The sequence below is a fragment of the Thiohalobacter thiocyanaticus genome, assembly GCF_002356355.1.
GTDB lineage: Bacteria > Pseudomonadota > Gammaproteobacteria > Thiohalobacterales > Thiohalobacteraceae > Thiohalobacter > Thiohalobacter thiocyanaticus_A.
This window is the reverse complement of the sequence record NZ_AP018052.1, coordinates 1,782,993-1,808,535: the sequence shown is the minus strand read 5'-3', so window position 1 is coordinate 1,808,535 and position 25,543 is coordinate 1,782,993. Positions and strand designations below refer to the sequence as shown.

Annotated in this window: 24 protein-coding genes and 1 tRNA gene; 1 reads left to right on the top strand and 24 read right to left on the bottom strand. The window is 63.8% G+C overall.

The genetic code is table 11. The annotated features are described in order from the left end of the window. Positions 1 to 2: 2 nt before the first annotated feature. The 18 genes from nuoK to rlmE all read right to left on the bottom strand — a co-directional run bounded on the left by nuoK (position 3) and on the right by rlmE (position 16,968). Positions 3 to 308 carry an NADH-quinone oxidoreductase subunit NuoK gene (nuoK, locus tag CFK21_RS08365; protein WP_096366229.1) on the bottom strand — a complete coding sequence of 102 codons (306 nt, stop codon included), beginning with the start codon at positions 306 to 308 and terminating at the stop codon, positions 3 to 5. A 189-nt stretch (positions 309 to 497) separates the two neighbouring features. After that, positions 498 to 1,103 (bottom strand): NADH-quinone oxidoreductase subunit J, encoded by a 606-nt coding sequence (locus CFK21_RS08360; RefSeq protein WP_096366228.1) that lies wholly within the window; start codon positions 1,101 to 1,103, stop codon positions 498 to 500. A gap of 63 nt (positions 1,104 to 1,166) precedes the next feature. Then, on the bottom strand, positions 1,167 to 1,655 hold the full coding sequence (nuoI, locus tag CFK21_RS08355; protein ID WP_096366227.1) for an NADH-quinone oxidoreductase subunit NuoI: 489 nt from the start codon (positions 1,653 to 1,655) through the stop codon (positions 1,167 to 1,169). A gap of 18 nt (positions 1,656 to 1,673) precedes the next feature. Then, positions 1,674 to 2,684 carry an NADH-quinone oxidoreductase subunit NuoH gene (gene nuoH / locus CFK21_RS08350; RefSeq protein WP_096366226.1) on the bottom strand — a complete coding sequence of 337 codons (1,011 nt, stop codon included), beginning with the start codon at positions 2,682 to 2,684 and terminating at the stop codon, positions 1,674 to 1,676. 7 nt (positions 2,685 to 2,691) lie between these two features. After that, positions 2,692 to 5,088, bottom strand: coding sequence for an NADH-quinone oxidoreductase subunit NuoG (gene nuoG / locus CFK21_RS08345; RefSeq protein ID WP_096366225.1), 2,397 nt, complete (start codon positions 5,086 to 5,088; stop codon positions 2,692 to 2,694). Beyond that, on the bottom strand, positions 5,085 to 6,377 hold the full coding sequence (gene nuoF / locus CFK21_RS08340) for an NADH-quinone oxidoreductase subunit NuoF (protein WP_096366224.1): 1,293 nt from the start codon (positions 6,375 to 6,377) through the stop codon (positions 5,085 to 5,087). The genes nuoG and nuoF overlap by 4 nt, the downstream gene beginning before the upstream one ends. A 106-nt stretch (positions 6,378 to 6,483) precedes the next feature. After that, positions 6,484 to 6,990, bottom strand: a complete 507-nt coding sequence (gene nuoE, locus CFK21_RS08335; RefSeq protein WP_096366223.1) for an NADH-quinone oxidoreductase subunit NuoE — start codon at positions 6,988 to 6,990, stop codon at positions 6,484 to 6,486. A gap of 131 nt (positions 6,991 to 7,121) precedes the next feature. Beyond that, entirely contained in the window at positions 7,122 to 8,375 is a 1,254-nt protein-coding gene (locus CFK21_RS08330) for an NADH-quinone oxidoreductase subunit D (protein ID WP_096366222.1), read from the bottom strand. A gap of 100 nt (positions 8,376 to 8,475) precedes the next feature. Further along, complete coding sequence (locus CFK21_RS08325) at positions 8,476 to 9,225, bottom strand: NADH-quinone oxidoreductase subunit C (protein ID WP_096366221.1); 750 nt, start codon at positions 9,223 to 9,225, stop codon at positions 8,476 to 8,478. 25 nt (positions 9,226 to 9,250) lie between these two features. Further along, positions 9,251 to 9,727 carry a NuoB/complex I 20 kDa subunit family protein gene (locus CFK21_RS08320; protein ID WP_096366220.1) on the bottom strand — a complete coding sequence of 159 codons (477 nt, stop codon included), beginning with the start codon at positions 9,725 to 9,727 and terminating at the stop codon, positions 9,251 to 9,253. Positions 9,728 to 9,767: 40 nt separating this feature from the next. Further along, entirely contained in the window at positions 9,768 to 10,124 is a 357-nt protein-coding gene (locus CFK21_RS08315) for an NADH-quinone oxidoreductase subunit A (RefSeq protein ID WP_096366219.1), read from the bottom strand. A gap of 365 nt (positions 10,125 to 10,489) precedes the next feature. Continuing rightward, positions 10,490 to 10,574 (bottom strand) — tRNA-Leu (locus CFK21_RS08310). Positions 10,575 to 10,606: 32 nt separating this feature from the next. Continuing rightward, positions 10,607 to 11,020: a preprotein translocase subunit SecG gene (secG, locus tag CFK21_RS08305; RefSeq protein ID WP_096366218.1), complete on the bottom strand. Its 414-nt coding sequence runs from the start codon at positions 11,018 to 11,020 to the stop codon at positions 10,607 to 10,609. Positions 11,021 to 11,030: 10 nt separating this feature from the next. Then, positions 11,031 to 11,789: a triose-phosphate isomerase gene (tpiA, locus tag CFK21_RS08300; RefSeq protein WP_096366217.1), complete on the bottom strand. Its 759-nt coding sequence runs from the start codon at positions 11,787 to 11,789 to the stop codon at positions 11,031 to 11,033. 136 nt (positions 11,790 to 11,925) lie between these two features. Continuing rightward, a complete protein-coding gene (gene glmM / locus CFK21_RS08295; protein WP_096366216.1) occupies positions 11,926 to 13,278 on the bottom strand; it encodes a phosphoglucosamine mutase in 1,353 nt (450 codons plus the stop codon). A gap of 13 nt (positions 13,279 to 13,291) precedes the next feature. Then, complete coding sequence (gene folP, locus CFK21_RS08290; RefSeq protein ID WP_096366215.1) at positions 13,292 to 14,122, bottom strand: dihydropteroate synthase; 831 nt, start codon at positions 14,120 to 14,122, stop codon at positions 13,292 to 13,294. Positions 14,123 to 14,325: 203 nt separating this feature from the next. Then, complete coding sequence (gene ftsH, locus CFK21_RS08285) at positions 14,326 to 16,248, bottom strand: ATP-dependent zinc metalloprotease FtsH (RefSeq protein WP_096366214.1); 1,923 nt, start codon at positions 16,246 to 16,248, stop codon at positions 14,326 to 14,328. Positions 16,249 to 16,347: 99 nt separating this feature from the next. Continuing rightward, complete coding sequence (gene rlmE / locus CFK21_RS08280; protein WP_096366213.1) at positions 16,348 to 16,968, bottom strand: 23S rRNA (uridine(2552)-2'-O)-methyltransferase RlmE; 621 nt, start codon at positions 16,966 to 16,968, stop codon at positions 16,348 to 16,350. Between the two features lie 152 nt (positions 16,969 to 17,120). Between rlmE and CFK21_RS08275 the strand changes: the two genes are divergently transcribed. Next, entirely contained in the window at positions 17,121 to 17,417 is a 297-nt protein-coding gene (locus tag CFK21_RS08275) for a YhbY family RNA-binding protein (RefSeq protein WP_096366212.1), read from the top strand. Between the two features lie 4 nt (positions 17,418 to 17,421). Here the strand turns inward: CFK21_RS08275 and CFK21_RS08270 are convergent, their stop codons facing one another. From CFK21_RS08270 to dnaJ, 6 genes are all read right to left on the bottom strand, one after another. Further along, entirely contained in the window at positions 17,422 to 17,889 is a 468-nt protein-coding gene (locus CFK21_RS08270) for a DUF4149 domain-containing protein (RefSeq protein WP_197702932.1), read from the bottom strand. A 25-nt stretch (positions 17,890 to 17,914) separates the two neighbouring features. Then, a complete protein-coding gene (gene greA / locus CFK21_RS08265; RefSeq protein ID WP_096366210.1) occupies positions 17,915 to 18,391 on the bottom strand; it encodes a transcription elongation factor GreA in 477 nt (158 codons plus the stop codon). Then, the gene (carB, locus tag CFK21_RS08260) at positions 18,388 to 21,615 is read right to left on the bottom strand and encodes a carbamoyl-phosphate synthase large subunit (RefSeq protein WP_096366209.1); all 3,228 of its coding nucleotides are present in this window, start codon (positions 21,613 to 21,615) and stop codon (positions 18,388 to 18,390) included. Before carB ends, greA begins: the two co-directional genes overlap by 4 nt. 190 nt (positions 21,616 to 21,805) lie before the next feature. Continuing rightward, positions 21,806 to 22,948, bottom strand: coding sequence for a glutamine-hydrolyzing carbamoyl-phosphate synthase small subunit (gene carA / locus CFK21_RS08255; RefSeq protein ID WP_096366208.1), 1,143 nt, complete (start codon positions 22,946 to 22,948; stop codon positions 21,806 to 21,808). A 308-nt stretch (positions 22,949 to 23,256) separates the two neighbouring features. Further along, complete coding sequence (gene dapB, locus CFK21_RS08250) at positions 23,257 to 24,066, bottom strand: 4-hydroxy-tetrahydrodipicolinate reductase (RefSeq protein WP_096366207.1); 810 nt, start codon at positions 24,064 to 24,066, stop codon at positions 23,257 to 23,259. 162 nt (positions 24,067 to 24,228) lie between these two features. Continuing rightward, complete coding sequence (gene dnaJ / locus CFK21_RS08245; RefSeq protein ID WP_096366206.1) at positions 24,229 to 25,380, bottom strand: molecular chaperone DnaJ; 1,152 nt, start codon at positions 25,378 to 25,380, stop codon at positions 24,229 to 24,231. Between the last annotated feature and the right edge of the window lie 163 nt (positions 25,381 to 25,543).

The window sequence follows — 25,543 nt, the reverse complement described above, 5'->3', positions numbered from 1 at the left end:
CCCTACCCCTTCATGCTGTCGAGGTCATCGACATTGATGGTCTGACGATTGCGGAACAGCACCACCAGGATGGCCAGCCCGATTGCCGCCTCCGCAGCCGCCACGGTGAGAATGAAGAATACGAACACCTGCCCTGCCGTGTCGCCGAGGAAATACGAGAAGGCAACGAAGTTCATGTTCACCGCCAGCAGCATCAACTCGATGGCCATAAGCAGGATGATGACGTTTTTGCGGTTGAGGAAGATCCCCGCCACGCTCAGGCTGAACAGGATCGCCCCCAGAACCAGATAGTCAGATAATTCAATCATTTTTCGTATTCAGACCATTAAACCGCTAAGGCGCGCCAAGGCGCTCGAAGTCATTGTTTGCTGCATAACTTTTTGATGCCGTCTTGCATATACTGATCATTCAAATTCAGCTGACAGCCATCTCCGGAGCCCCCGCCTCAAACAGGGCCAGGTCCATCCGTACACGCCGCATCTGCGTCTGCAAGCCAATCAATCCCTGGATTCCGATTTCATCTTCACCACCCGCACCCGGTCCTCGCGCCGGACCTTGATCTGATCGGCAGGATTGAGGTACTTGGTATCCGGCCGCCGACGCAGGGTCAGCGCGATGGCGGCGACGATTGCGACCAACAGGATGACCGCGGCGATTTCGAACGGATACACATAATCGGTATAGAGCACGCTGCCCAGTTCTCGGGTATTGCTGTAATCGGCACCATGGCGCGACGGCGCCGGCATGCGCTCGTCGCTGAAGTAGTGGGAGCCGACGACGAGCAGCATCTCGACCAGCATCAGGATCGCCACCGGCAACGCCACCGGCAGATAGCGGGCGAAGCCTTCCTTGAGCGGCGCGACATTGATATCCAGCATCATGACCACGAACAGGAACAGCACCATCACCGCGCCGACATAGACCAGCACCAGGGTGATGGCGAGGAACTCCGCCTCCAGCAGCAGCCACAGGCCGGCGGTGGTGAAGAAGGCCAGCACCAGGTGCAGCGCGGCATGCACCGGGTTGCGCACCGTGATCACGCGTACCGCCGCGAACACCAGGATCGCGGCGAATACATAAAAGATGAACTTCTCGAATGTCATAGTGGGTTTATTGCCTTATTGTTACCTTCGCGCGCCTTATTCGCCTTCGCGTTTCAACGCCTGTCACCGATACAACGCGTCCGCCGTCCGATCGGCGGCAATCTGGTCCTCGTACTTATCGCCGATGGCCAGCAGCTTTTCCTTGGTCATGATCTGCTCGCCGCGGTTTTCGAAGTGGTATTCGAAAATGCGCGTCTCGACGATGGAATCCACCGGGCAGGACTCTTCGCAGAAACCGCAGAAGATACACTTGAACAGATCGATGTCGTAGCGGGTGGTGCGCCGGGTACCGTCCTCGCGCGGCGCGGCCTCGATGGTGATGGCCAGCGCCGGACAGACCGCCTCGCACAGTTTGCAGGCGATGCAGCGCTCCTCGCCGTTGGGATAGCGGCGCAGGGCATGCAGGCCGCGGAAGCGCGGCGACTGCGGAGTCTTCTCCTCCGGGTACTGGACCGTAATCTTGCGCGCGAACAGATAGCGCCCGGTCAGTCGCAGGCCCATCAGGAGTTCCCACAGGAACAGACTCTTGACGTAATGTTTCAGGGCTTGCATATCAGGTCACCATTCATATCAATCGAACCAGGGCCCGACGCCGGCGACGATCGCCGCCCCCTCCACCAGCAACCAGATGATGGTGATGGGAATAAACACCTTCCAGCCCAGCCGCATGATCTGGTCGTAGCGGTAGCGGGGAAAGGTGGCGCGGAACCACAGGAAGAAGAACAGGAACACGGCCGTCTTGGCCAGGAACCAGATGATGCTCGGTTCGCCGATGACCGGCAGCGGCTGGAACGGCGACAGCCAGCCGCCCATGAACAGCAGCGCGGCCAGCGCCGAGATCAGGATCATGTTGGCGTACTCGGCCAGGAAGAACACCGCGAAGGCCATACCGGAGTACTCGACGTGGAAGCCGGCCACGATCTCGGACTCGCCCTCGGCCACGTCGAAGGGCGCGCGGTTGGTCTCGGCCACGCCGGAGATGAAATAGATCAGAAACAGCGGCAGCAGCGGCAGCCAGAACCAGTGCAGGATGCTGCCGCTCTGGGCCAGCACGATGTCGTTGAGATTGAGGCTGCCGCCGGCCATCAGTACCCCGACCAGGGCAAAACCCATGGCGATTTCGTAGGCCACGATCTGGGCCGCAGAGCGCATGGCACCGAGGAAGGCGTATTTGGAGTTGGAGGCCCAACCGGCAATGATCACACCGTAGACTCCTACCGAGGTCAGCGCCAGTACGTACAGCAGGCCGGCATCGATATCGGCCAGCACCATGCCGTTGTCGAAGGGAATGACCGCCCAGGCCGCCAGCGCCGGTCCGATGGACAGAATGGGCGCGATCACGAACAGGAAGCGGTTGGCATGGGTGGGGAGAATGATCTCCTTGAACAACAGTTTCACCGCATCGGCAATCGGCTGCAGCCAGCCGCCGGGACCGACCCGGTTGGGGCCGATGCGGACCTGGATCGCACCGATGATCTTGCGTTCGGCGAAGGTCAGATAGGCCACGCACAGCATCAGCGGCGTGACGATGCCGCCGATGAGGAACAGGATCCAGCTGACTTCCTTGATTGCTTCCATCATTAACCGATCACACCCAGTTCAGTTTAACGCCGCCGAAATTCGCCCCCAGCTCGCGCGTAGCCGGACAGCCGGCCGGAATCCAGGCCGCACCCTCGGGCACCTGCTCATCCAGCACCAGCTGCAGTACGGCCTGCGCCTCGCCCTGCTCCACCCTGACCTGGGTGGCGGAGCCTAGATTCAGCCTCGCGGCCTGCGCAGGGTTGAGCCGCAGTTGGGCGTCGCCACCGTCGGTCGCCGCCTGCAGCGCGGGCGCCCGCCGCACAATGCCGTCGACGGCATAGATGGGCACATCGCCGATGCGCTGCAGGCCGTCCGGCGCTGGTGCCAGCACCATCTCGCCCGGCACCCGCTCGTTGCGCGGCCGGCGGTCTGCCGCCTGGCTGCGCAATTCGTCGCGCACTTCCTCGGAAGACATGTAGTCGAAGTCCTTCAACCCCAGCAGATTGCCCAGTACCCGCACGACCTTCCAGCCCGGCCGGGCCTGACCGCGCGGCGCCACAGCACCGGCGAAGCTCTGCCAGCGCCCTTCCACATTGACGTAGGTGCCTGAGGTCTCGCTGTAGGGGCTGATCGGCAGGAGCACCCGCGCGCATTCGCGCAGGCTGTCGGAGACATAGGCCGTGAAGGCAACCACTGTCTCGGCCTGAGCGAACGCCCCGCGGGCCTGCTGCGCATCGGCAAAATCGAACTCCGGCTCGCAGCCGTACAGCACATAGGCCGAGCGCGGCGTCTCCAGCATGCCCCGCGCATCGAGACCGGTGCTGTCACGGTCACTGCCGGCCGGACCGCGGTGCGGCAGCACCCCGGCGAGCCAGCCTCCGGCGCCGTTGCCGCCGTCCGAGAGCAGGCTCAGGGTCGCGCCGCTCAGTTCACAGATGAAGCCCGCCAGCGCCCGCAGGGCATTGGCCGAAGGATGTGCAGCGGCAGTCGAGCCCAGCATAACGGTGGCCGGCCGAACCTCGCTCAGGCGTTCGGCGATGCGCTGATGGACTTCGGCCGGGCTGGCCTGGGCGATCACGCCATGCAGTTCGGACGGGGCCGCCTCCTGTTTGAGGGTCAGCAGGGCAGCGGCCACACCGGCCAGGTCATCGACCATCGCATGCGGGGCATGGATCAGTTTTTCCACCAGATCGAAATTGAAATCATAATCGACCGGATTGATGGCCATAATGCCGGCGCCATTGAGACAGGCCTTGCGCAGGCGATGGCCGAGAATCGGCTGCTCCTTGCGGATATTGGAACCGACCAACAGCACCGCCTGCTGTTGCTCCAACTCCTCGATGCGCTGGCCCAGCCAGGGGAACAGGGGCAGGCGATCCTGGTCGCTGAAATCGCTCTGGCGCAGGCGGTGATCGATATTACTGCACTCGAGCTGTTCACTCAGGCGGTTGAGCAGATACATCTCTTCCACTGTGGCCGTCGGCGAAACCAGCACCCCGAGCTGCGCGGCGCGTTCGCCGCTGTAGACCCGCAGCATATCGGCGACTGCCTGCAGGGCGGTCTCCCAGTCGGTCTCCTGCCAGTCGCCGTCGCGCCTGATCATGGGCCGTTCCAGGCGCTCCGGACTGTTCAGGCCCGCGTAGCCGAAGCGGTCACGATCCGACAGCCAGACCTCGTTTATCTCCTCGTTCTCACGCGGCACCACGCGGAGCACATCGCCGCGGCGGGCGTGCAGATAGAGATTGGAACCGACGCAGTCGTGGGGTGCCACACTGGCGTGCTGGGTAAGTTCCCAGGCCCGGGCGCGGAAACGGAACGGCTTGGAGGTCAGCGCCCCCACCGGGCAGACGTCGATGACATTACCCGACATCTCGGAACTGACACCCTGCCCCACATAGGCGCGGATGGCCATGTTCTCGCCGCGGCCCACGCCGCCGAGTTCCTTGAAGCCGCCGATGACATCCAGGAAACGCACACAGCGGGTGCAGTGGATGCAGCGGGTCATATCGGTGGCGATCAGTGAGCCCAGATCCTCGTCCTTGACCACGCGCTTCTTCTCGGTGAAGCGCGACACGCTGCGGCCGTAGCCCAGGGCGACGTCCTGCAGTTCGCACTCTCCGCCCTGATCGCAGATCGGGCAGTCCAGCGGATGATTGATCAGCAGGAACTCCATCACCGACTTCTGCGCCTCGCGGGCGTAGTCGGAGTCGGTCCAGATCTTCATGCCGTCGGCAACCGGGGTGGCACAGGCCGGCAGCGGCTTGGGCGCCTTCTCCACCTGCACCAGGCACATGCGGCAGTTGGCGGCGATGGGCAGCTTCTTGTGGTAGCAGAAGCGCGGCACGGTGATGCCGTGTTCATCGGTGATCTCGATGATCATCTGGCCCTTGCGCGCCGGATAGGTCTCGCCGTTGATCTCGACGTTGATGGCGTCCTCGGGCGGGATCTCGGGCTTCGCGCTCATGCCGCCTCTCCCGTGGTGTCGGTTACCATGGAGCGCTTGTGTTCGATCATGTAGGCGAACTCATGGCGGAAATGCTTGAGAAAACTCTGCACCGGCCAGGCCGCGGCGTCGCCGAAGGCACAGATGGTGCGGCCCTCGATCTGGCCGGCAGCGGCGTCCAGAAGTTCCAGGTCCTCCGGCCGGCCCTTGCCCGCGTAGATCCGCTGAATCACCCGGTGCATCCAGCCGGTGCCTTCGCGGCAGGGAGTGCACTGGCCGCAGGACTCGGCATAGTAGAAGCGCGAGATACGCAGCAGCGCCTTGACCATGCAGGTGGAGTCATCCATCACGATCATGCCGCCCGAGCCCAGGGCCGAGCCGTGCTGGGCCAGCGAGTCGTAATCCATGGTGCACTGGGTGATGATCTCCGCCGGCAGCACCGGCATGGAGGAGCCGCCAGGGATCACCGCCTTGAGTGCGTGCCCGGTGCGCACGCCTCCGGCCATTTCCAGCAGATCGTTGAAGGGGATGCCCAACGGCACCTCGTAGTTGCCGGGTCTGTTTACATGGCCGGAGACGCTGAACAGCTTCTCGCCGCCGTTGTTGGGCTTGCCCAGGTTCAGGAACCACTCCGCGCCGTTGCGCACGATGGCCGGCACCGAGGCCAGGCTCTCGGTGTTGTTGATGGTGGTGGGCCGGCCGTAGAGGCCGAAGTTGGCCGGGAACGGCGGCTTGAAGCGCGGCTGGCCCTTCTTGCCCTCCAGGGATTCCAGCAGTGCGGTCTCCTCGCCGCAGATATAGGCACCGGCGCCGATATGGGAATAGAGATCGAAGTCGAAGTCCGAACCGAGAATGCCTCGGCCGAGATAACCCGCCTCATAGGCTTCCTTCAATGCGGCCTCGAAGCGCTCGTAGGGTTCGTGATGGAACTCGCCGCGCATGTAGTTGTAGCCCACACTGGCCCCGATGCAGTAGCCGGCGATCGCCATGCCCTCGATCAGGGAATGCGGGTTGTAGCGCAGGATATCGCGATCCTTGCAGGTGCCGGGCTCGGATTCGTCCGAATTGCAGACGATGTATTTCTGCACCGGGGCATTGCGGGGCATGAAGCTCCACTTCACCCCGGTGGGGAAGCCGGCGCCGCCGCGTCCGCGCAGGGCGGATTGCTTGATCTGCTCAATCACGTCCTCGGGCGGGGTCTTCTCGCGGAGTATCTTCTGCAGCGCCTCGTAACCCCCGACCCTGAGATAGTTCTCCAGCGTCCAGGGCTCGTCGAATTGCAGCGTCGTGAAACAAACCTGGTTGACCATAATCAGATCTCTATCCCCGCGAAAAACACGGATCTGCCATATGCAGTCATGCTTTTCTGCATTTCTGGTGCCTGTCCGTGCTTTCCGTGTATTCCGTGGCCATCAATCATTCGAGTTCATCCAGAATCCGGTCGATCTTCTCGACCGTCAGATTCTCGTGATAATGCCCGTTCACCGCCATCATCGGGCCGCCGGCGCAGGCCGCCAGGCATTCCTCTTCCAGCTTCAGGTAGATACGCCCGTCCGGGGTGGACTCACCGCGCCGGATGCCCAGCTTCTGCTCCACATGGGCGATCAGGTCATCGGCGCCGCACAGCATGCAGGAGATGTTGGCGCAGATGGCCACCGTGTTGCGGCCCACCTCACGGGTCTCGATCATGGAATAGAAGCTGGCCACTTCGTAGACCGACACCGGCGCCATGTCCAGATAGGCCGCCACTGCGTCCATGTGTTCGGGCCGGATCCAGCCCTCGCGCGCCTGTACCGCATGCAGCGCAGAAAGCACCGCGGAGCGCTTCTGGTCCGGCGGGTATTTCGCCAGCCAGTGGTCGATCTCCGCCCTGATCTCTGGGGGGATTTCGTATTCCGCTTTGTTGGTTTCAGTCACAGTCATAAAAGCATCTGTAGCATTGTAGGTCGGGTTAGCCCGATAGGGCGTAACCCGACGTTTCCGCCGTGGTTGTCGGATTACGCTGCGCTAATCCGACCTACAAGGCTGCGTCTCTGCGTTGAACATATCAACTCTCACCGGTCAATTTCACCGAACACGATGTCCTGGGTGCCGATGATGGCCACCACGTCGGCCAGCATGTGCCCGCAGGCCATTTCATCCAATCCGGCCAGGTGCGCGAAACCGGGGGCACGGATCTTGACCCGGAACGGCTTGTTGGCGCCGTCGGAGATCATATAGACGCCGAACTCGCCCTTGGGATGTTCGATGGCGGCATAGGCCTCGCCCGCCGGCACGCAGAACCCTTCCGTAAACAGCTTGAAGTGATGAATCAGGGCCTCCATGTCCGCCTTCATCTCCTCGCGGTGCGGCGGGATGATCTTGTAGTCGTCGATGATCACCGGACCGGGATTCTCGCGCAGCCATCGGATGCACTGGCGGATGATGTGATTGGACTGGCGCATCTCCTCGATGCGCACCAGGTAGCGGTCATAGGAGTCGCCGCGCACACCCACCGGGATATCGAAATCCATCCGGTCATAGACTTCATAGGGCTGCTTCTTGCGCAAATCCCACTCGATGCCGGAGCCGCGCAGCATCGGACCGGTGAAGCCCAGTTGCAGAGCACGCTCGGGCGAGACTACGCCGATGCCGACCGTACGCTGCTTCCAGATACGGTTGTCGGTAAGCAGGGTCTCGTACTCATCCACGCACTTCGGGAAACGCTCGGTGAAATCCTCGAGGAAGTCCAGCAGCGAGCCCTGGCGGGTCTCGTTCATCTTCCTGACTTCGGCCTCACTGTGCCACTTGGAGGCCTGGTACTGCGGCATGCGATCCGGCAGGTCGCGGTACACCCCGCCCGGACGGTAGTAGGTCGCATGCATGCGCGCGCCGGAGACCGCCTCGTAGCAGTCCATCAGGTCCTCGCGCTCGCGGAAGGCGTAGAGGAACATGGTCATGGCGCCGATATCCAGCGCGTGCGCCCCGATCCACAACAGGTGGTTGAGGATGCGGGTGACCTCGTCGAACATCACCCGGATGTACTGGGCCCGTTCCGGCGCCTCGATGCCGAGCAGCTTTTCGATGGCCAGCACGTAACCATGCTCGTTGCACATCATGGACACGTAATCGAGCCGGTCCATGTAGCCGATGCTCTGGTTGTAGGGCTTGCTCTCGGCCAGCTTCTCGGTGGCACGATGCAGCAGGCCGATGTGCGGATCGGCCCGCTCGATGACCTCGCCGTCCATCTCCAGCACCAGGCGCAGCACGCCGTGCGCCGCCGGGTGCTGGGGACCGAAGTTCAGGGTGTAGTTGCGTATTTCAGGCATTTGCTATCGCTTCGCAAAGTCGCAGGATACAAGTGACAAGATACAAACCGCTTTCATGACCTGTCTCCCACATCCTGTATCTTGTATCTGCATCACCGGACTATACCGATTCCGCCTCCGGTTCCGAATCCTCTGCAGGTGGCTCATTCCGCCTGCGTGTCTCTGTACGGATCACCTTCGGTACCAGCACCCGCGGTTCGATGCTGACCGGCTCGTAGACCACCCGCTGCTTCTCGGCGTCGTAGCGCACCTCGACGTTGCCGCTGAGCGGGAAATCCTTGCGGAAGGGATGACCGATGAAGCCGTAGTCGGTGAGGATCCGGCGCAGGTCCGGGTGGCCCTCGAAAATGATGCCGTACAGATCGAAGGCCTCGCGCTCGAACCAGTTGGCGCTGCTCCAGATGTCGATCACGGACGGGATCACCGGCAGGCCGTCGTCGGGGGCGAAGCAGCGGATGCGCAGGCGCTGATTCTTGCTCACCGACAGCAGTTGGTAGACGGCGGCGAAGCGCCGCCCCCCCGAATCCTCGACGGTGTCGACCGACAGTTCCTGGTGCAGGAAGGCCAGCCGTCCGGCGGTGGAGGCATCGACGCCACGGCTGAAGCCGTGGCCGCTTGCCTCGCGGGTCTCCCACTCGGCATCGCCATAGCCGAGATAGTCCACGCCGCAGACGTCGATCAGCTGCTCAAACCGCAAGTCCGCCTCGTCGCGCAGCGCGGCGCAGACCTCGAGCAGGTCTCCGGGGGCGACCTCCAGCGTCAATTCATCCAGATCGAGGATGGATGACTCCAGCCGATCGCCGAAGCGTTCGTCGATCTGCTGTTTCAATGTCTCGATGCGTCCGGCCATGCCATGCACTCGTCATGGATCGCGCTCAGCGCGCGATCGTGTTGGTCCGCTTGATCTTGTTCTGCAGCTGAATGATGCCGTAGAGCAACGCCTCGGCCGTGGGCGGACAGCCCGGCACATAGATGTCCACCGGCACGATGCGGTCGCAGCCACGGGTGACGGAATAGGAATAGTGGTAATAGCCACCGCCATTGGCGCAGGAGCCCATGGAGATCACCCAGCGCGGCTCCGACATCTGGTCGTAGACCTTGCGTAGGGCCGGGGCCATCTTGTTGACCAGGGTGCCGGCCACGATCATCACGTCCGACTGGCGCGGACTGGGCCGGAACACCACGCCGAAACGGTCCAGGTCGTAGCGCGAGGCACCGGCCTGCATCATCTCCACCGCGCAGCAGGCCAGACCGAAGGTCATGGGCCAGAGCGAGCCGGTACGGGCCCAGTTGATGAGCGCGTCCGCCGTGGTGGTGACCACGCCCTGCTTGAGAATGCCTTCGATGCTCATGATTGCACCCGCCTCATCGAATCAAGCCACCCATAACCGCCTATTCCCACTCCAGCGCCCCCTTCTTCCATTCATAGATGAAGCCGATGACCAGGATGCCGAGAAACACCGCCATGGCGAGGAAACCGAACAGGCCGATGTCCTCAAGTACGATGGCCCAGGGAAACAGGAAGGCGATTTCCAGGTCGAAGATGATGAACAGGATGGCAACCAGGTAGTAGCGCACGTCGAACTTCATGCGCGAGTCCTCGAAGGCCTCGAAGCCACACTCGTAGGGGGAATTCTTCTCGCTGTCAGGCTTGTGGGGACCGAGCAGGAAACCGACCGCGATGGCGATGGCACCGATCACGACACCGATACCGATAAAGACGAGTATCGGTAGATAGTTTTCCAGCATCGCCTGCCTCCGACTGTCTCAACTTTTTGCTTGCCGACGCGATTGTCTGTTGTTGTTACCGCAGTAGCACCGACCCGGGAGGCCAGCGCCATGCATGCGCCGTTACAAAAGAATGGCTAGGCAGTCTAGGCAGATTACCCAGGAGTGTCAAGCAAGGAAAACGCCGAAAATATTTTCAATATTAACCAGTTATACCAAAAAATTAATTTTGGCTGGCATAAGTCGGGGCGGTTTGTAATAAATCCCGTCAGTTGGCAGCAGGTTTTGTCACAAGGACATGTCAGCGCTGCTCCGCCATGGACGGCCCGCAACGCAGCAGGCCCCGCATAAACGGGGCCTGTCACGATTCATCAACATGGATTATATGGTGCCGAAGGCCGGACTCGAACCGGCACGGCTTGCGCCACTACCCCCTCAAGATAGCGTGTCTACCAATTCCACCACTTCGGCAATGATTGCTGCGCCGTCCGCAAACGGCATTGTTACTGCGGCAGATCGTCGGCCGTCTGCTCTCCCTGCGCGGGCATGTCCATGGCCGGGACATCGGCCGGCGCGCTTTCCTGCGGCTGCGACTGTTCCATCGGGGGCAGATCCTCAGGTGCTGCCTCCCCGGCGGCAGGGACGGGGCTGACCTGCTCTGCCACGCTGGAAGGTTCGCGCTCGCCCATCACGAAACCCGTGGACAGGGCGAGGCTGTTGAGGAAGAACAGGGTCGCCAGCACGGCGGTGATCCGGGTCAGAAAGGACGCCGAGCCCTGGGAACCGAATACCGTTGAGGAGGCCCCGCTGCCGAAGGCCGCGCCGGCATCGGCGCCCTTGCCATGCTGGAGCAGGATCAGTACGACCAGCCCGATGGCAATCAACACCTGGACAATAATAAGAATGGTATACATCAATATTCCTGAATCAAATCTTATCCGGCGCGGTGCAGATGCCGAGGAATTCCCCGGCCTGCAGGGAAGCGCCGCCGATCAGGCCGCCGTCGATGTCTGCCATGGCGAACAGTTCGGCGGCATTGGCGGCCTTCACGCTGCCGCCATAGAGAATCCGGATCTTGTCAGCCACACCGGCATCCAGTCCGGCCAGCTTGGCGCGGATGAAGGCGTGCACCTCCTGGGCCTGTTCCGGGCTGGCGGTCTTGCCGGTGCCGATGGCCCAGACCGGCTCGTAGGCGATGACGGCCTCGCCCAGGGCGGCGATACCCTCGAGTTCGATGACGGCATCCAGCTGGCGTCCGACCACGGCTTCGGTGGTGCCGGCCTCGCGCTCCTCCAGCAGTTCGCCCACGCACAAAATCGGGGTGAGGCCGAACCTGCGGGCGGCGGCGAACTTGCGAGCGGTGAACTCATCGCTCTCGCCATAGATACTGCGGCGCTCGGAGTGGCCCACGATGGCATAGCTGCAGCCGACGTCGCGCAGCATCGGGCCGGCCACCTCGCCGGTGAAGGCGCCGGACTCCTCGTCGCTGATGTCCTGGGAGCCGACGGCCACCGGGCTGTCGGACAGCATCTGCACAACCTGCGGAATGTAGACGAAGGGCGGGCAGACGGCGACCTCGGCGGTCCTGACCTCGCCCAGACCGGCCTTGATGCCCTCGACCAGCGTGGTGATGCTGTCGAGGTTGCCGTTCATCTTCCAGTTCCCTGCCACCAGCGGTTGCCGCATGCCGTGCCTCCGATACCTTTACCTGACAAAACGGGGCGCTAGCTTAGCGACAGACCGGGAGAAAATCAATTAAAAACGCGGGCTACGGACCTGCCATCGCGGCGGAATCAGCGGGTTTCGCGGCCCTGGCCGAGACTCAACTCGCCCGGGCCTTGCCCAGGACATCGGCAACCACCTCGGCCAGGACCCGGGCCTCGTGCGCCACCAGTTCGGGGTCCTCGCCCTCGACCATCACGCGGATGACCGGTTCGGTGCCAGAGGGCCGCAGCAGCACCCGGCCGCGTTCGGCCAGACGGGCCTCGGCCGCCCGCACCGCGGACTGTACCGCTTCCGAATGATCGGGATTGGCCTTGTGACTGATGGGCACATTGATCATGTGCTGCGGGTACTTGGTCAGGTCCGCGCGCAGTTCGGCCAGGGCGCGGCCGCTGCGCACCATTTCGTAGAGCACCTGCAGGGCCGAGACGATACCGTCGCCGGTGCTGGTACGGTCCAGGCAGATGATGTGGCCGGAAGACTCGCCGCCCAGCACCCAACCCTGCTGCTGCAGCAGTTCCAGCACATAGCGGTCGCCGACACGGGCGCGCTGCAGCGGGATGCCGATGGCCTGCAGGGCGTGTTCCATGCCGAGATTGGTCATCAGGGTGCCGACCACGCCGCCATTGAGATTGCCGGCCTCGTGGCGTGACCGGGCGATGATGTAGAGCAGTTCATCGCCGTCGAGCTCCGTGCCGGTATGGTCGACCATGATCACCCGGTCGCCGTCGCCGTCGAAGGCGATACCCAGGTCCGCCCCCTCCTCCCGCACGGTGCGGATCAGCTGCTCGGGCCGGGTAGAACCGCAGTCACGGTTGATGTTCAGGCCGTCCGGTGTATCGCCGATGGCGATGACGTCCGCACCCAGTTCGTCGAACACTGCCGGCGCGACATGGTAGGTGGCGCCGTTGGCGCAGTCGACCACCAGCCTGAGCCCGCGCAGGCTCATGCTCATGGGCACGGTGCTCTTGCAGAACTCGATGTAGCGACCGGAGGCGTCGCTGACCCGCTCGGCCTTGCCCAGCCGGTCGGAACTGACCGTGGCCATCGGCTTGTCCAGCTGGGCCTCGATCTCCAGTTCGATGGCGTCCGGCAGCTTGGTGCCCTCGGCGGAGAAGAATTTCACCCCATTGTCGTAGTAGGCATTGTGCGAGGCGCTGATGACGATGCCCGCACAGCAGTGCAGGGTGCGGGTGAGATAGGCGATGGCCGGGGTGGGCATGGGCCCGAGCAGGCGGATGTCCATGCCGGCCGCCGACAGGCCCGCCTCCAGGGCGGACTCGAACATGTAGCCGGAGATACGCGTATCCTTGCCGATCAGCACGCTGTCGCAGCCGTCGCGGCCCAGCACCCGGCCCACGGCCCAGCCCAGCTTGAGCATGAACTCGGCGGTGATCGGCGCCTCGCCGACCCGCCCCCGGATTCCGTCGGTACCAAAATACTTGCGTGACATCCCCTGCTCCTTGTTATTCGGCCTGCTCGACGGCGGCGCACATCGCCAGCGCCTGCACCGTGGGCGCCACATCGTGCACCCGCACGATGCGCGCCCCCTGCATCACGGCGATCACGGCCAGCGCCACGCTGGGCTGCAGGCGCCGCTCCACCGGCAGGTCGAGCAGCTTGCCGATCATGGACTTGCGCGACAGCCCGACCAGTACCGGTACCCCTGAATCGACCAGGTCGGGCAGGTGCTTTAGCAGACTGAGATTATGCGCCAGCGTTTTGCCGAAACCGAAGCCCGGATCGACCAGCAGCCGCGCGCGGGCCATGCCCGCGGCCTCCGCGGCCGCAACACGTTGGCGCAGAAATCCGGCCACGTCCGTGACCACGTTCTCATAGCGGGGATCTGCCTGCATGGTGCGTGGCTCACCCTGCATATGCATCAGGCACACCGCCGCCCCGCCCTCGGCGGCCGCTTCCAGTGCGCCCGGGGCCTGCAGGGCACAGACATCGTTGATGATGTCCGCCCCGGCGGCCACCGCGGCCCGCATCACCTCCGGCTTGCTGGTATCGACCGACAGCAGGGCATCGACCTGTCCGTGCAGGGCCTCGATGACCGGGATCACCCGCGTCAGTTCATCCTCGATGCTGACCGGATCGGCCCCCGGGCGGGTGGATTCGCCGCCGATGTCGATGATGTCCGCGCCCTCGGCGACCATCTCCCGGGCCCGGGCCACGGCCTGTCCGGCGGCCAGAAACGCGCCGCCGTCGGAGAAGGAATCGGGCGTGACGTTCAGAACCCCCATCACCCGCGGCCGGCTCAGGTCCAGCCGGCGGTTTCCGCACTCAAGCTGCATGGAAGTTTACCAATAATTTATTCAACGCAAAGACGCAGGGACGCAGAGGGCGCAAAGTTACAAAAAATATAATTCTACATGAATTCATTGCGCTCTCTGCGACTTCGCACCCTAAGGACATAAACGCCTCTGCGTTTAAAAGATTGATGCAGTTAAAATAAAACGCCCCGCCAAAGCGGGGCGTGATGCGGGTGGCAGGGGCCTCAGTGCTGGCCGGCGGGATCGCCGATCGGGCCGCCGCTGTCCTTGCGGCCCTTCTCCGGCTCGTCGCCGGTGGCCGTACCCGTACCCGCTGAGGGCGGCGGGTTGTCCGACCATTCACGCGGCGGACGCACCTCGCGCCGTGCCATCAGATCGTCGATCTGGTTGGCGTCGATGGTCTCGTACTTGATCAGCGCCTGGGCCATGGCATGGAGGATGTCCATGTTCTCGGTCAGGATGGACTCGGCCCGCTTGTAGTTGTTGTCGATGATGGAACGGATCTCCATGTCGATGGCATGCGCCGTGTCATCGGAGATGTTCTTGTGCTGGGTGACCGAATGGCCCAGAAAGACCTCGTTCTCCTCCTCGCCATAGGACAGCGGTCCCAGCCGATCGGACAGACCCCAGCGGGTGACCATGTTGCGCGCCAGCTCGGTCGCACGCTGGATGTCATTGGAGGCGCCGGTGGTGACCTTGTCGGCGCCGAAGATGAGAAACTCGGCCAGGCGGCCGCCGAACAGGCTGGAGATCTGGCTCTCCAGGCGCTGCTTGGTAAAGCTGTGGCGGTCATCCTCGGGCAGGAACAGGGTCACGCCCAGGGCGCGTCCGCGCGGGATGATCGAGACCTTGTGCACCGGGTCGTGCTCCGGCACCAGACGGCCGACGATGGCGTGGCCGGCCTCGTGATAGGCGGTCAGACGCTTCTCCTCCTCGCTCATCACCATGGAGCGGCGTTCGGCGCCCATCATGATCTTGTCCTTGGCCTTCTCGAAGTCCTCCATGTCCACCACGCGCTTGTTGGCGCGGGCGGCGAACAGCGAGGCCTCGTTGACCAGGTTGGCCAGATCGGCGCCGGAGAAACCCGGGGTGCCGCGGGCAATGATCATGGGCTCGACGTCGTCGGCCGCGGGCACCTTGCGCATGTGCACCTGCAGGATCTGGGCGCGGCCGCGCACATCGGGCAGCGGCACCACCACCTGGCGGTCGAAGCGGCCGGGGCGCAGCAGCGCCGGGTCGAGCACGTCGGGCCGGTTGGTGGCGGCGATGACGATCACGCCCTCGTTGCCCTCGAAGCCGTCCATTTCCACCAGCAGCTGGTTCAGCGTCTGCTCGCGCTCGTCGTGGCCGCCGCCCAGACCGGCGCCGCGGTGACGGCCCACGGCATCGATCTCATCGATGAAGATGATGCAGGGGGCGTGCTTCTTGGCCTGCTCGAACATGTCGCGCACGCGCGAGGCGCCCACGCCGACGAACATCTCGACGAAGTCGGAACCGGAGATGGTGAAGAACGGCACCTTGGCCTCGCCGGCGATGGCCTTGGCCAGCAGCGTCTTGCCGGTGCCCGGCGAGCCGACCATCAGCACGCCCTTGGGAATCTTGCCGCCGAGCTTCTGGAACTTGCCCGGGTCGCGCAGGAACTCGACCAGCTCCTCAACCTCTTCCTTGGCCTCCTCCACGCCGGCGACATCGCTGAAGGTGACCTTGATCTGATCCTCGCCCAGCATGCGCGCCCGGCTCTTGCCGAAGGACATGGCCCCGCGGCCGCCCGCACCGCCCTGCATCTGGCGCATGAAGAAGATCCACACCGCGATCAGCAGCAGCATGGGGAACCAGGAAATGAAGATCTGGGTCAGCACGCCCTGCTGCTCCGGAGGCTTGGCCTCGACGGTGACGTTGTTGGCCAGCAGGTCGTCGATCAGCTTGGGATCATCGGGGGCGTAGGTGGTGAAGCTCTCGCCGCTGGCGAGCTTGCCCTTGACGGTATGGTTCTGGATGACCACGTTCTGGACCTGGCCGGATTTCACCTGGGCGATGAATTCAGAATAGCCGATGCTGTTGGTCTGCTGGGTCGGCGGGCCGAAGTTGTTGAACACCGCCATCAGGACCACGGCGATGACGACCCAGAGCAGAAGATTCTTGGCCATGTCGTTCAAAGTGGATTACCTCGACTCATCTCAGCTGGCCCCTGAAACCCCGGCAGCCACCCGGGTTAATCGGACCATAAAACAATGGGTTTGACCTTACTACAGTTTCCGGCCTGCGGCCAGCAGATAGACCTCGCGCGAACGCGGCCGTGAAGCCTTCGGCTTGCGCACGATCACCTTGCTGTATCGACCCCGCAATCCGCGCACAAGTTCATCGAACCCTTCGCCCTGGAACACCTTGGCCAGGAAGGTGCCGCCTTCGCGCAGCGTCTGCTCGGCGAAATCGACTGCCAGTTCAACCAGATACATTGCACGGGGCTGATCCACGGCCTCCATCCCGGAGATATTGGGGGCGATGTCCGACATTACAAGGTCCACCGGCGTGTTTCCGACCAGTTCCAGAAACCGCGCATACACCTCGTCATCGCGAAAATCGCCCTGCAGAAAATCCACGCCGGCGATGGGTTCGACGGGCAGGAGGTCCATGGCCACGACCCGGCCCGTTTTCCCCACTTTCTGCACGGCATACTGCGACCAGGCCCCGGGCGCCGCCCCCAGGTCCACCACCGTCATACCCGGCTTGAACAGACGGTACTTCTCGTCCAGTTCCTGCAGTTTGTAGACGGCGCGCGAGCGCCAGCCCTCGCGCTGGGCGCGCAGCACGTATTCATCGTCGAAATGTTCCTTCAGCCAGCGGCGGCTGCTCTTGGTGCGGGACATGACTACAGGTTCCAGGCACAGGCTTCATGGACCGGGGTATCGACAGCAAAGCCCTCGAAATTGGCGGATGCCGCATGCATCCATGTTCATCCGTATGCGTCCGCGGCTATAATGCCGCCCCAGACATAGAATCCGACACAGGCAGACAGTCCATGCATCTCACCCAGTCCCAGCTGCGCCATCTGCGCGGCCTCGGCCACAAGCTCAAGCCCGTGGTCACCGTCGCCGGCAGGGGGCTGACCGAAAGCGTGATCGAGGAGATCGATTCCTCGGTCGCGCACCACGAGCTGATGAAGATCAAGCTCAATGTCGGCGATCGCGAACTGCGCGACCAGTTGCTGGAGGAACTGTGCCAGCGGCTGAAACTGCGGCTGGTTCAGCGGGTCGGCAACACCGCGCTGGTGTTCCGCCGCAATCCCCAGCGCCCGCGGGTGGAACTGGGGAAGTAATCCCCTATCCGCGCCGTATGCCGAACACAACCAGCCCCAGCCCCAGCAGCGACTGGATCAGATAGAGAAAGGACGACAGTCCGTGCAGACGGCCAAAGCGTGCCGCCGCCTCGCTGCCCGCCACCAGACCGCCGGCCTTGAGCTCCTGCATCAGCGGACTGATGGCGAAGGCATTGACCAGAATCAGCGCCAGCATCAACACCAGGGTTAGCGCCCGCCAGTCCAGTCCCGGGCGCGCCTGCATCCGGTTCGATATCAGCAGCAGCGCACCCGCCGCCAGCCCGAACCAGTTCAGCGCCCGGAACATCTCTCCCGCCAGCTGCCCGGCCAGGCGGGTGTCATCGAGTTGATGAAACAGGAGCGGCACGGCCAGGTAGCCGATCATCCACAGGCCGCCGACCCACAGGGTCAGGATGATGCGTTCGGCGATGGCGATCTTGGCCTGCATGGGAGCGGAGGGATTGGCTGTCACGCGCAGCAGCGGGCCGCACTAGATCTCAGACATACCGCACTTCGAGGATCTCGTAGTTGCGCTCGCCGCCGGGGGTGGAGACGGTGACCACATCGCCTTCCTGCTTGCCGATCAGTGCCCGGGCGATGGGCGAATTGACCGACAGCAGACCGGACTTGATGTCGGCCTCGTCCTCGCCGACGATCCGGTAGGAGAATTCCTCGCCGCTGTCCTCGTCGGCCAGGTCCACGGTGGTACCGAAGATCACCTTGCCGGTATTTTCCATGCTGGTGACATCGATCACCTGGGCGTGGCTGAGCTTGCCCTCGATCTCCTTGATCCGGCCCTCGATGAAACTCTGCTGCTCGCGCGCGGCGTGATACTCGGCGTTCTCCTTGAGGTCACCGTGCGAACGCGCCTCGGCGATGGCCTCGATCACCCGGGGGCGCTCCACGTTCTTGAGTTGCTTGAGTTCCTCACGCAGCTTCTCGGCACCGCGTTTGGTCAGTGGCACCTTGCTCATTCGATCATCCCCAGTTCCCTGTGCAGATCCTGCAGCCGGTTGACCTCGGCATTGTCGATGGCGTCCAACGCCATGACGATGGCCTCGGCATGGGCCATGGTCGTGCTGACATGCACCTTATGATGCAACGCCGTGCGGCGGATGGTAAAGGAGTCGGCGATGGCCTGCTTGCCCTCGGTGGTGTTGACCACGTAGCTGATCTGGTCATTCTTGATCATGTCCACGATGTGCGGCCGGCCCTCGATCACCTTGTTGACGATCTCGCAGTTGATGCCGGCGGCGGTGATCTCGCGGGCCGTACCGCGGGTGGCCACCAGGGAGAAGCCCTTGTCGGCGAAGCCCCTGGCGAGCGCCACCACGTCGGGCTTGTCGGTATCGCGCACACTGATGAAGATCTTGCCGCTGCGCGGCAGCACCACGCCGGCGCCGAGCTGGGCCCGGCCGAAGGCCGCGCCGAAGGTGCGGCCCACACCCATGACCTCGCCGGTGGACTTCATCTCCGGGCCGAGGATCGGATCCACGCCCGGGAACTTGATGAAGGGGAACACCGCCTCCTTGACCGAGAAATAGGTCGGCACGGTCTCCACCAGCGCGTCCTGATCGGCCAGCGAGCGGCCGGCCATGCAGCGGGCGGCGATCTTGGCCAGCGGCCTGCCGGTGACCTTGGAGACATAGGGCACGGTGCGCGAGGCGCGCGGATTGACCTCGATGATGTAGATCTCCTCGCCCTTGATGGCGAACTGGGTGTTCATCAGGCCGATCACCTTCAGTTCGCGCGCCATGGCTGCGACCTGTTCGCGCATGCGCTCCTGGGCTTCCAGGCTCAGGGTATAGGGCGGCAGCGAACAGGCGGAGTCGCCCGAGTGCACGCCGGCCTGCTCGATGTGTTCCATGATGCCGCCGATGAGCACATCCTTGCCGTCGCAGATGGCGTCCACGTCCACCTCCACGGCATCGTCCAGGAAGCGGTCCAGCAGCACGGGGGAGTCGTTGGAGACCTTGACCGCGTCGTTCATGTAGCGGGCCAGGTCCTCCTCCTGATAGACGATCTCCATGGCCCGGCCGCCCAGTACGTAGGACGGGCGCACCACCAGCGGATAGCCGATCTCGGCGGCCAGCCGGAGCGCCTCTTCCTCGGTGCGCGCGGTGCGGTTGGGCGGCTGCTTGAGGCCGAGCCGGTTGATCATGTCCTGGAAGCGCTCACGGTCCTCGGCCAGATCGATGGAATCCGGCGAGGTGCCGATGATGGGCGCGCCGGCCGCTTCCAGGTCGCGCGCCAGCTTGAGCGGCGTCTGGCCGCCGTACTGCACGATCACGCCCTCGGGCTGCTCCTTCTCGATGATCTCCAGCACGTCCTCCAGGGTCAGCGGCTCGAAGTACAGCCGGTCGGAGGTGTCGTAGTCGGTGGAGACCGTCTCCGGGTTGCAGTTGACCATGATGGTCTCGTAACCGTCCTCGCGCATGGCGAAGGCGGCGTGCACGCAGCAGTAGTCGAACTCGATGCCCTGGCCGATGCGGTTGGGGCCGCCGCCCAGCACCATGATCTTCTTCCTGTCCGTCGGCTCGGCCTCGCACTCCTCCTCGTAGGTGGAGTACATGTAGGCGGTGCCGGTGGCGAACTCGGCGGCGCAGGTATCCACCCGCTTGAACGCCGGGCGCAGACCGTGCTGGTGGCGCAGTTCGCGCACCGCGGATTCCTTCACCCGGGCCAGATGCGCCAGCCGGCTGTCGGCGAAGCCCTTGCGCTTGAGCCGCCACAGGGTGTCGCGGTCGAGGCCGTCGATGCCCTTGTCCTGCACCATCGCTTCCAGCTGGATGATCTCCTCGATCTGCTCCAGGAACCAGGGATCGATGGCGGTGTATTCATGCACCTCGTCCAGCGACATGCCGAAGCGGAAGGCGTCGCCCAGGTACAGGATGCGTTCCGGGCCCGGCTGCTTGAGTTCGCTGCGCAGTCTGTCCTTGGTGTCCTCGTGTGCCAGATCGAGCTTCTCGCTCAGGCCGTCGATGCCGGTCTCCAGGCCGCGCAGGGCCTTCTGGAAGGATTCCTGGAAATTGCGCCCGATGGCCATGACTTCGCCCACCGACTTCATCTGGGTGGTGAGATAGGCCTGGGCCTGCGAGAACTTCTCGAAGGTGAAGCGCGGGATCTTGGTTACCACATAGTCGATCGAGGGCTCGAACGAGGCCGGGGTGGCGCCGCCGGTGATCTCGTTCTGCAGCTCGTCCAGCGTATAGCCCACGGCCAGCTTGGCGGCGACCTTGGCGATGGGGAAACCGGTCGCCTTGGAGGCCAGCGCCGAGGAACGCGATACGCGCGGGTTCATCTCGATGATGATCATGCGGCCGTTGTCGGGATTGATGGCGAACTGCACGTTGGAGCCGCCGGTCTCCACCCCGATCTCGCGCAGCACCGCCAGGGAGGCGTCGCGCATGATCTGGTATTCCTTGTCGGTGAGCGTCTGCGCCGGGGCGACGGTGATGGAGTCGCCGGTGTGGATGCCCATGGGATCCAGATTCTCGATCGAGCAGACGATGATGCAGTTGTCCTTTCTGTCCCGCACCACCTCCATCTCGTATTCCTTCCAGCCGAGCGCGGATTCCTCGATCAGCAGCTCGTTGGTCGGGGACAGATCCAGGCCGCGCTCGCAGATCTCAATGAACTCTTCCTTGTTGTAGGCGATGCCGCCGCCGCTGCCGCCCAGGGTGAAGGAGGGCCGGATGATGGTCGGGAAGCCGATCTTCTCCTGCACCTGCATGGCCTCTTCCATGCTGTGGGCCATCTCCGAGGTCGGGAAGTCCAGGCCGATTCTGCGCATGGCCTGACGGAAGCGGTCGCGGTCCTCGGCCTTGTCGATGGCGTCCTTGCTGGCGCCGATCATCTCCACGCCGTACTTCTCCAGGATGCCTTCGCGGTCCAGGTCCAGGGCGCAGTTGAGCGCCGTCTGCCCGCCCATGGTGGGCAGCAGGGCGTCCGGACGCTCCTTTTCGATGATCTTCTCCACCGTGCGCCAGTCCACCGCCTCGATGTAGGTGGCACCGGACATCTCCGGGTCGGTCATGATGGTGGCCGGATTGGAATTGACCAGGATGACCCGGTAGCCCTCCTCGCGCAGGGCCTTGCAGGCCTGGGCCCCGGAGTAGTCGAACTCGCAGGCCTGGCCGATCACGATGGGGCCGGCGCCGAGGATGAGAATGCTTTCTATGTCGGTACGTTTGGGCATAGTTCAAATCAACCGCCAAGGCGCCAAGTACGCCAAGGACATATAGGGTTAAAAATCGTGTTCGTCAGCCGGCGCAGCGTCATTCCCGCGCAGGCGGGAATCCATATACCGCCGCGGTTACTGGATCCCCGCCTGCGCGGGGATGACGGCGTCTTTGGTGCAATAGCCAATATTCCTGACCGTTGTGTAATCACTTGGCGCCTTGGCGGTTCGATTCAATCAGTTCAATGAAATGATCGAACAGTGGAGCAACGTCGTGCGGGCCGGGACTGGCCTCCGGGTGGCCCTGGAAACTGAACGCCGGCTTGTCGGTGCGCTGGATGCCCTGCAGGCTGCCGTCGAACAGGGAGCGATGGGTCGCCTTGAGGTTGTCCGGCAGGGTCTGGTCGTCGACCGCGAAGCCGTGGTTCTGGCTGCTGATCATGACCGTACCGGCCTCGAGATCCTGCACCGGATGATTGGCGCCGTGGTGGCCGAACTTCATCTTGGTCGTCTTCGCCCCGCTGGCCAGGGCCAGCAGCTGGTGGCCGAGGCAGATGCCGAACAGCGGCACATCGGCGTCGAGCAGCTCGCGGATGGCGCCGATGGCATAGTCGCAGGGCTCGGGATCACCGGGGCCGTTGGACAGGAACACGCCGTCGGGCTTGAGCGCCATCACCTCGGCGGCCGGGGTCTGCGCCGGCACCACCGTCAGGCGGCAGCCGCGGTCGGCCAGCATGCGCAGGATGTTGCGCTTGACGCCGAAATCATAGGCCACCACATGATGCGGCAGATCCGCGGCCGGGGCCGGCAGACCGTCCTCCAGGCTCCAGGTGCCCTGGGCCCATTCGTAGCGCTCGGCAGTGGTGACCTCGCGCGCCAGGTCCATCCCCTTCAGCCCCGGGAAGCCCTTCGCCGCCTCCAGGGCGGCGGCCTCGTCGGGCTGGTCACCGGCGATGATGCAGCCGTTCTGGGCGCCCTTCTCGCGCAGGATGCGGGTCAGTCGCCGGGTGTCGATGTCGGCGATGCCGACCACGCCGCTCTCACGCAGATAATCGCCCAGTGAGCGCTGCGCACGCCAGTTGCTGTAGCGGGTCGGCAGGTCGCGCACCACCAGCCCGGCGCTCTGGATGCGCGCCGATTCCTCGTCCTCGTCATTGATCCCGGTGTTGCCGATGTGGGGATAGGTCAGCGTGACGATCTGGCGGGAATAGGAAGGGTCGGTCAGGATTTCCTGATAGCCGGTCATGGCGGTGTTGAAGACCACCTCGCCCACGGTCTGGCCGTCGGCGCCAATGGATTCGCCCCGGAAGACACTGCCGTCTTCGAGAACCAGTATGGCGGGTTTCCTCAAGGAAGCCTCCGTTCCTGTGGCGTGGATATGGAAAGCGGGAGCACTCCCCGAGCCTCCCGCTGGCAATCATTTCGTGTTGCAGTCACCGGACCAGAACAGCCGGCTGGAATTGAGACCACATTTTAGCCGATGCCCTCTCAACTGTCTAATCGAGTGGGGTTATTTCCCGCCCCGGTGTGGTGTGCGGACAGTGGCGGGATGCACGCAGAGGACGCAGAGGCACAGAGGCGCAAAGATCTTGAAAAAAATATAACAACTCTGCGCCTTAGCGTCTCTGCGTCCTCTGCGTTCCCATCACTGAACGGAACTCAGTCCTTCAATCCCAGCACGTCCTGCATGTCGTACAGCCCGGCCGGGCGGTCGGCCAGCCAGGCCGCGGCGCGCACCGCACCGCTGGCGAAGGTCATGCGGCTGGAGGCCTTGTGGGTGATCTCCACCCGTTCGCCTTCGCCCGCGAACATGACAGTGTGCTCGCCGACGATGTCGCCGGCGCGGATGGTCTCGAAGCCGATGGTGCGGCGGTCGCGCTCGCCGGTGCGGCCCTCGCGGCCGTAGACGGCGCATTCCTTCAGATCCCGCCCCAATGCTTCGGCCACCACCTCCCCCATGCGCAGGGCGGTGCCGGAGGGGGCGTCGATCTTGTGTCGGTGATGGGCCTCGATGACCTCGATGTCGACCGTATCGCCCAGCACCCGGGCGGCCAGGTCCAGCAGCTTGAGACAGAGATTCACCCCGACGCTCATGTTGGGGGCGAAGACAACGGGGATGTCCCGGGCGGCCCCGGCCAGTTCGGATTTCTGATCATCGCTCAGGCCGGTGGTGCCGATGACGATGGCCCGGCCGGCCGCGCGGCAGGCACGGACATTGGCCAGGGTCGCCTCGGGTATGGTGAAGTCGATCAGGACATCGAAGCGCTCCGCCTGCGCGACCAGGTCGTCGGTCACGTTCACCCCGAGTTCACCGACGCCGGCCAGCACGCCGGCATCCGAGCCCAGGCTGGGGTGGCCGGGCGCCTCCAGGGCGACGGCGGGCTGCGTGCCCTCGGTGTTGTGGGCGGCCTCGATCAGGTGCCGGCCCATGCGGCCGGCGGCGCCGGCGATTGCGATTCTTGTTGTCATTTAACCACCTGGATCCTTCCGTCAATTGCGATGCCCAGACCCGAAGGGTGGGGTACCCATGATGAAACCCGAAGGGTTTCTATGGGTCAGGCGAAGCAATCTCGCGACGCTACCGCCGCGGTTGATTTCAGAGATTGCTTCGCATGCGCTCGCAATGACAACTTACAGTTTGATGCCCTCGAAGAACTTCTTCACCCCGTCCAGCCAGGAGTGCGACTGCGGGTTGTGGTGGCTGTCGCCCTTCTCGTCCATGGTGGACTCGAAATCGCGCAGCATCTGCTTCTGCTTTTCGTTGAGATTGACCGGTGTCTCCACCATCACCCGGCACATCAGATCGCCCACGGGACCGCCGCGTACCGGCTTCACGCCCTTGCCGCGCAGCCGGAACAGCTTGCCGGACTGAGTCTCGGTCGGGATCTTGAGCTTGACCTTGCCTTCCAGGGTCGGCACCTCGAGTTCACCGCCCAGCGCCGCGGTGACGAACGGGATCGGCACCTCGCAGAACAGGTGGTTGTCGTCACGGGTGAAGATGGGATGTTCCTTGACCCGGATCTGGACATACAGATCGCCGGGCGGCCCCCCGTTCTCCCCGGCCTCGCCCTCGCCGGCCAGGCGGATGCGGTCGCCGGTGTCGACACCGGGCGGCACCTTCACCGACAGGGTCTTGTTCTCCTGCACCCGGCCGTGGCCCTGGCAGGCGGTGCAGGGGTCGCTGACGATGGAGCCGCTGCCGTGACAGCGCGGGCAGGTCTGCTGCACCGAGAAGAAGCCCTGCTGCATACGCACCTGACCGACACCGCCGCAGGTGGTGCAGGTCTCGGGCTTGCTGCCCGGCTTGGCCCCGTTGCCGCCGCACACCGTGCAGCCGACCATGGCCGGCACCCGGATCTTGACCGTGGTGCCGGCAACGGCCTCCTCCAGGGTCAGATCCAGGTTGTAGCGCAGGTCGGCGCCGCGGTAGACCCGCTGGCCGCCGGGGCCGCGACCGGCGCCGCCGCCGAAGATGTCGCCGAACACGTCGCCAAAGATATCGGAGAAGGAGGCACCGCCGCCGCCGAAGCCGCCGCCCGCACCGCCGCCCATGTTGGGATCGACGCCGGCGTGGCCGAACTGGTCATAGGCGGCACGCTTGCGTGCATCGCTCAGAACCTCGTAGGCCTCCTTGACCTCCTTGAAGCGATTCAGCGCCTCCTCGTCGTCGGGATTGCGATCGGGATGAAACTTCTGGGCCATGCGCCGATAGGCCTTCTTGATGTCGGCCTCGCTGGCGTTCTTCTGCACACCCAGAATTTCGTAGAAATCTTTTTTTGCCATTATTCAGAGACTCGAAGTTTGGAGTCCGGGAACAGAAAATCCCTGTCATCCCGACGCAGGCCGGGTTCCAGTAATCGCTGCGGCACCTGGATTCCGGCCTGCGCCGGAATGACGGCCGGGAAGTCGTGGCTGTCACTCATATGCAAAACCCGAATATTTCAGC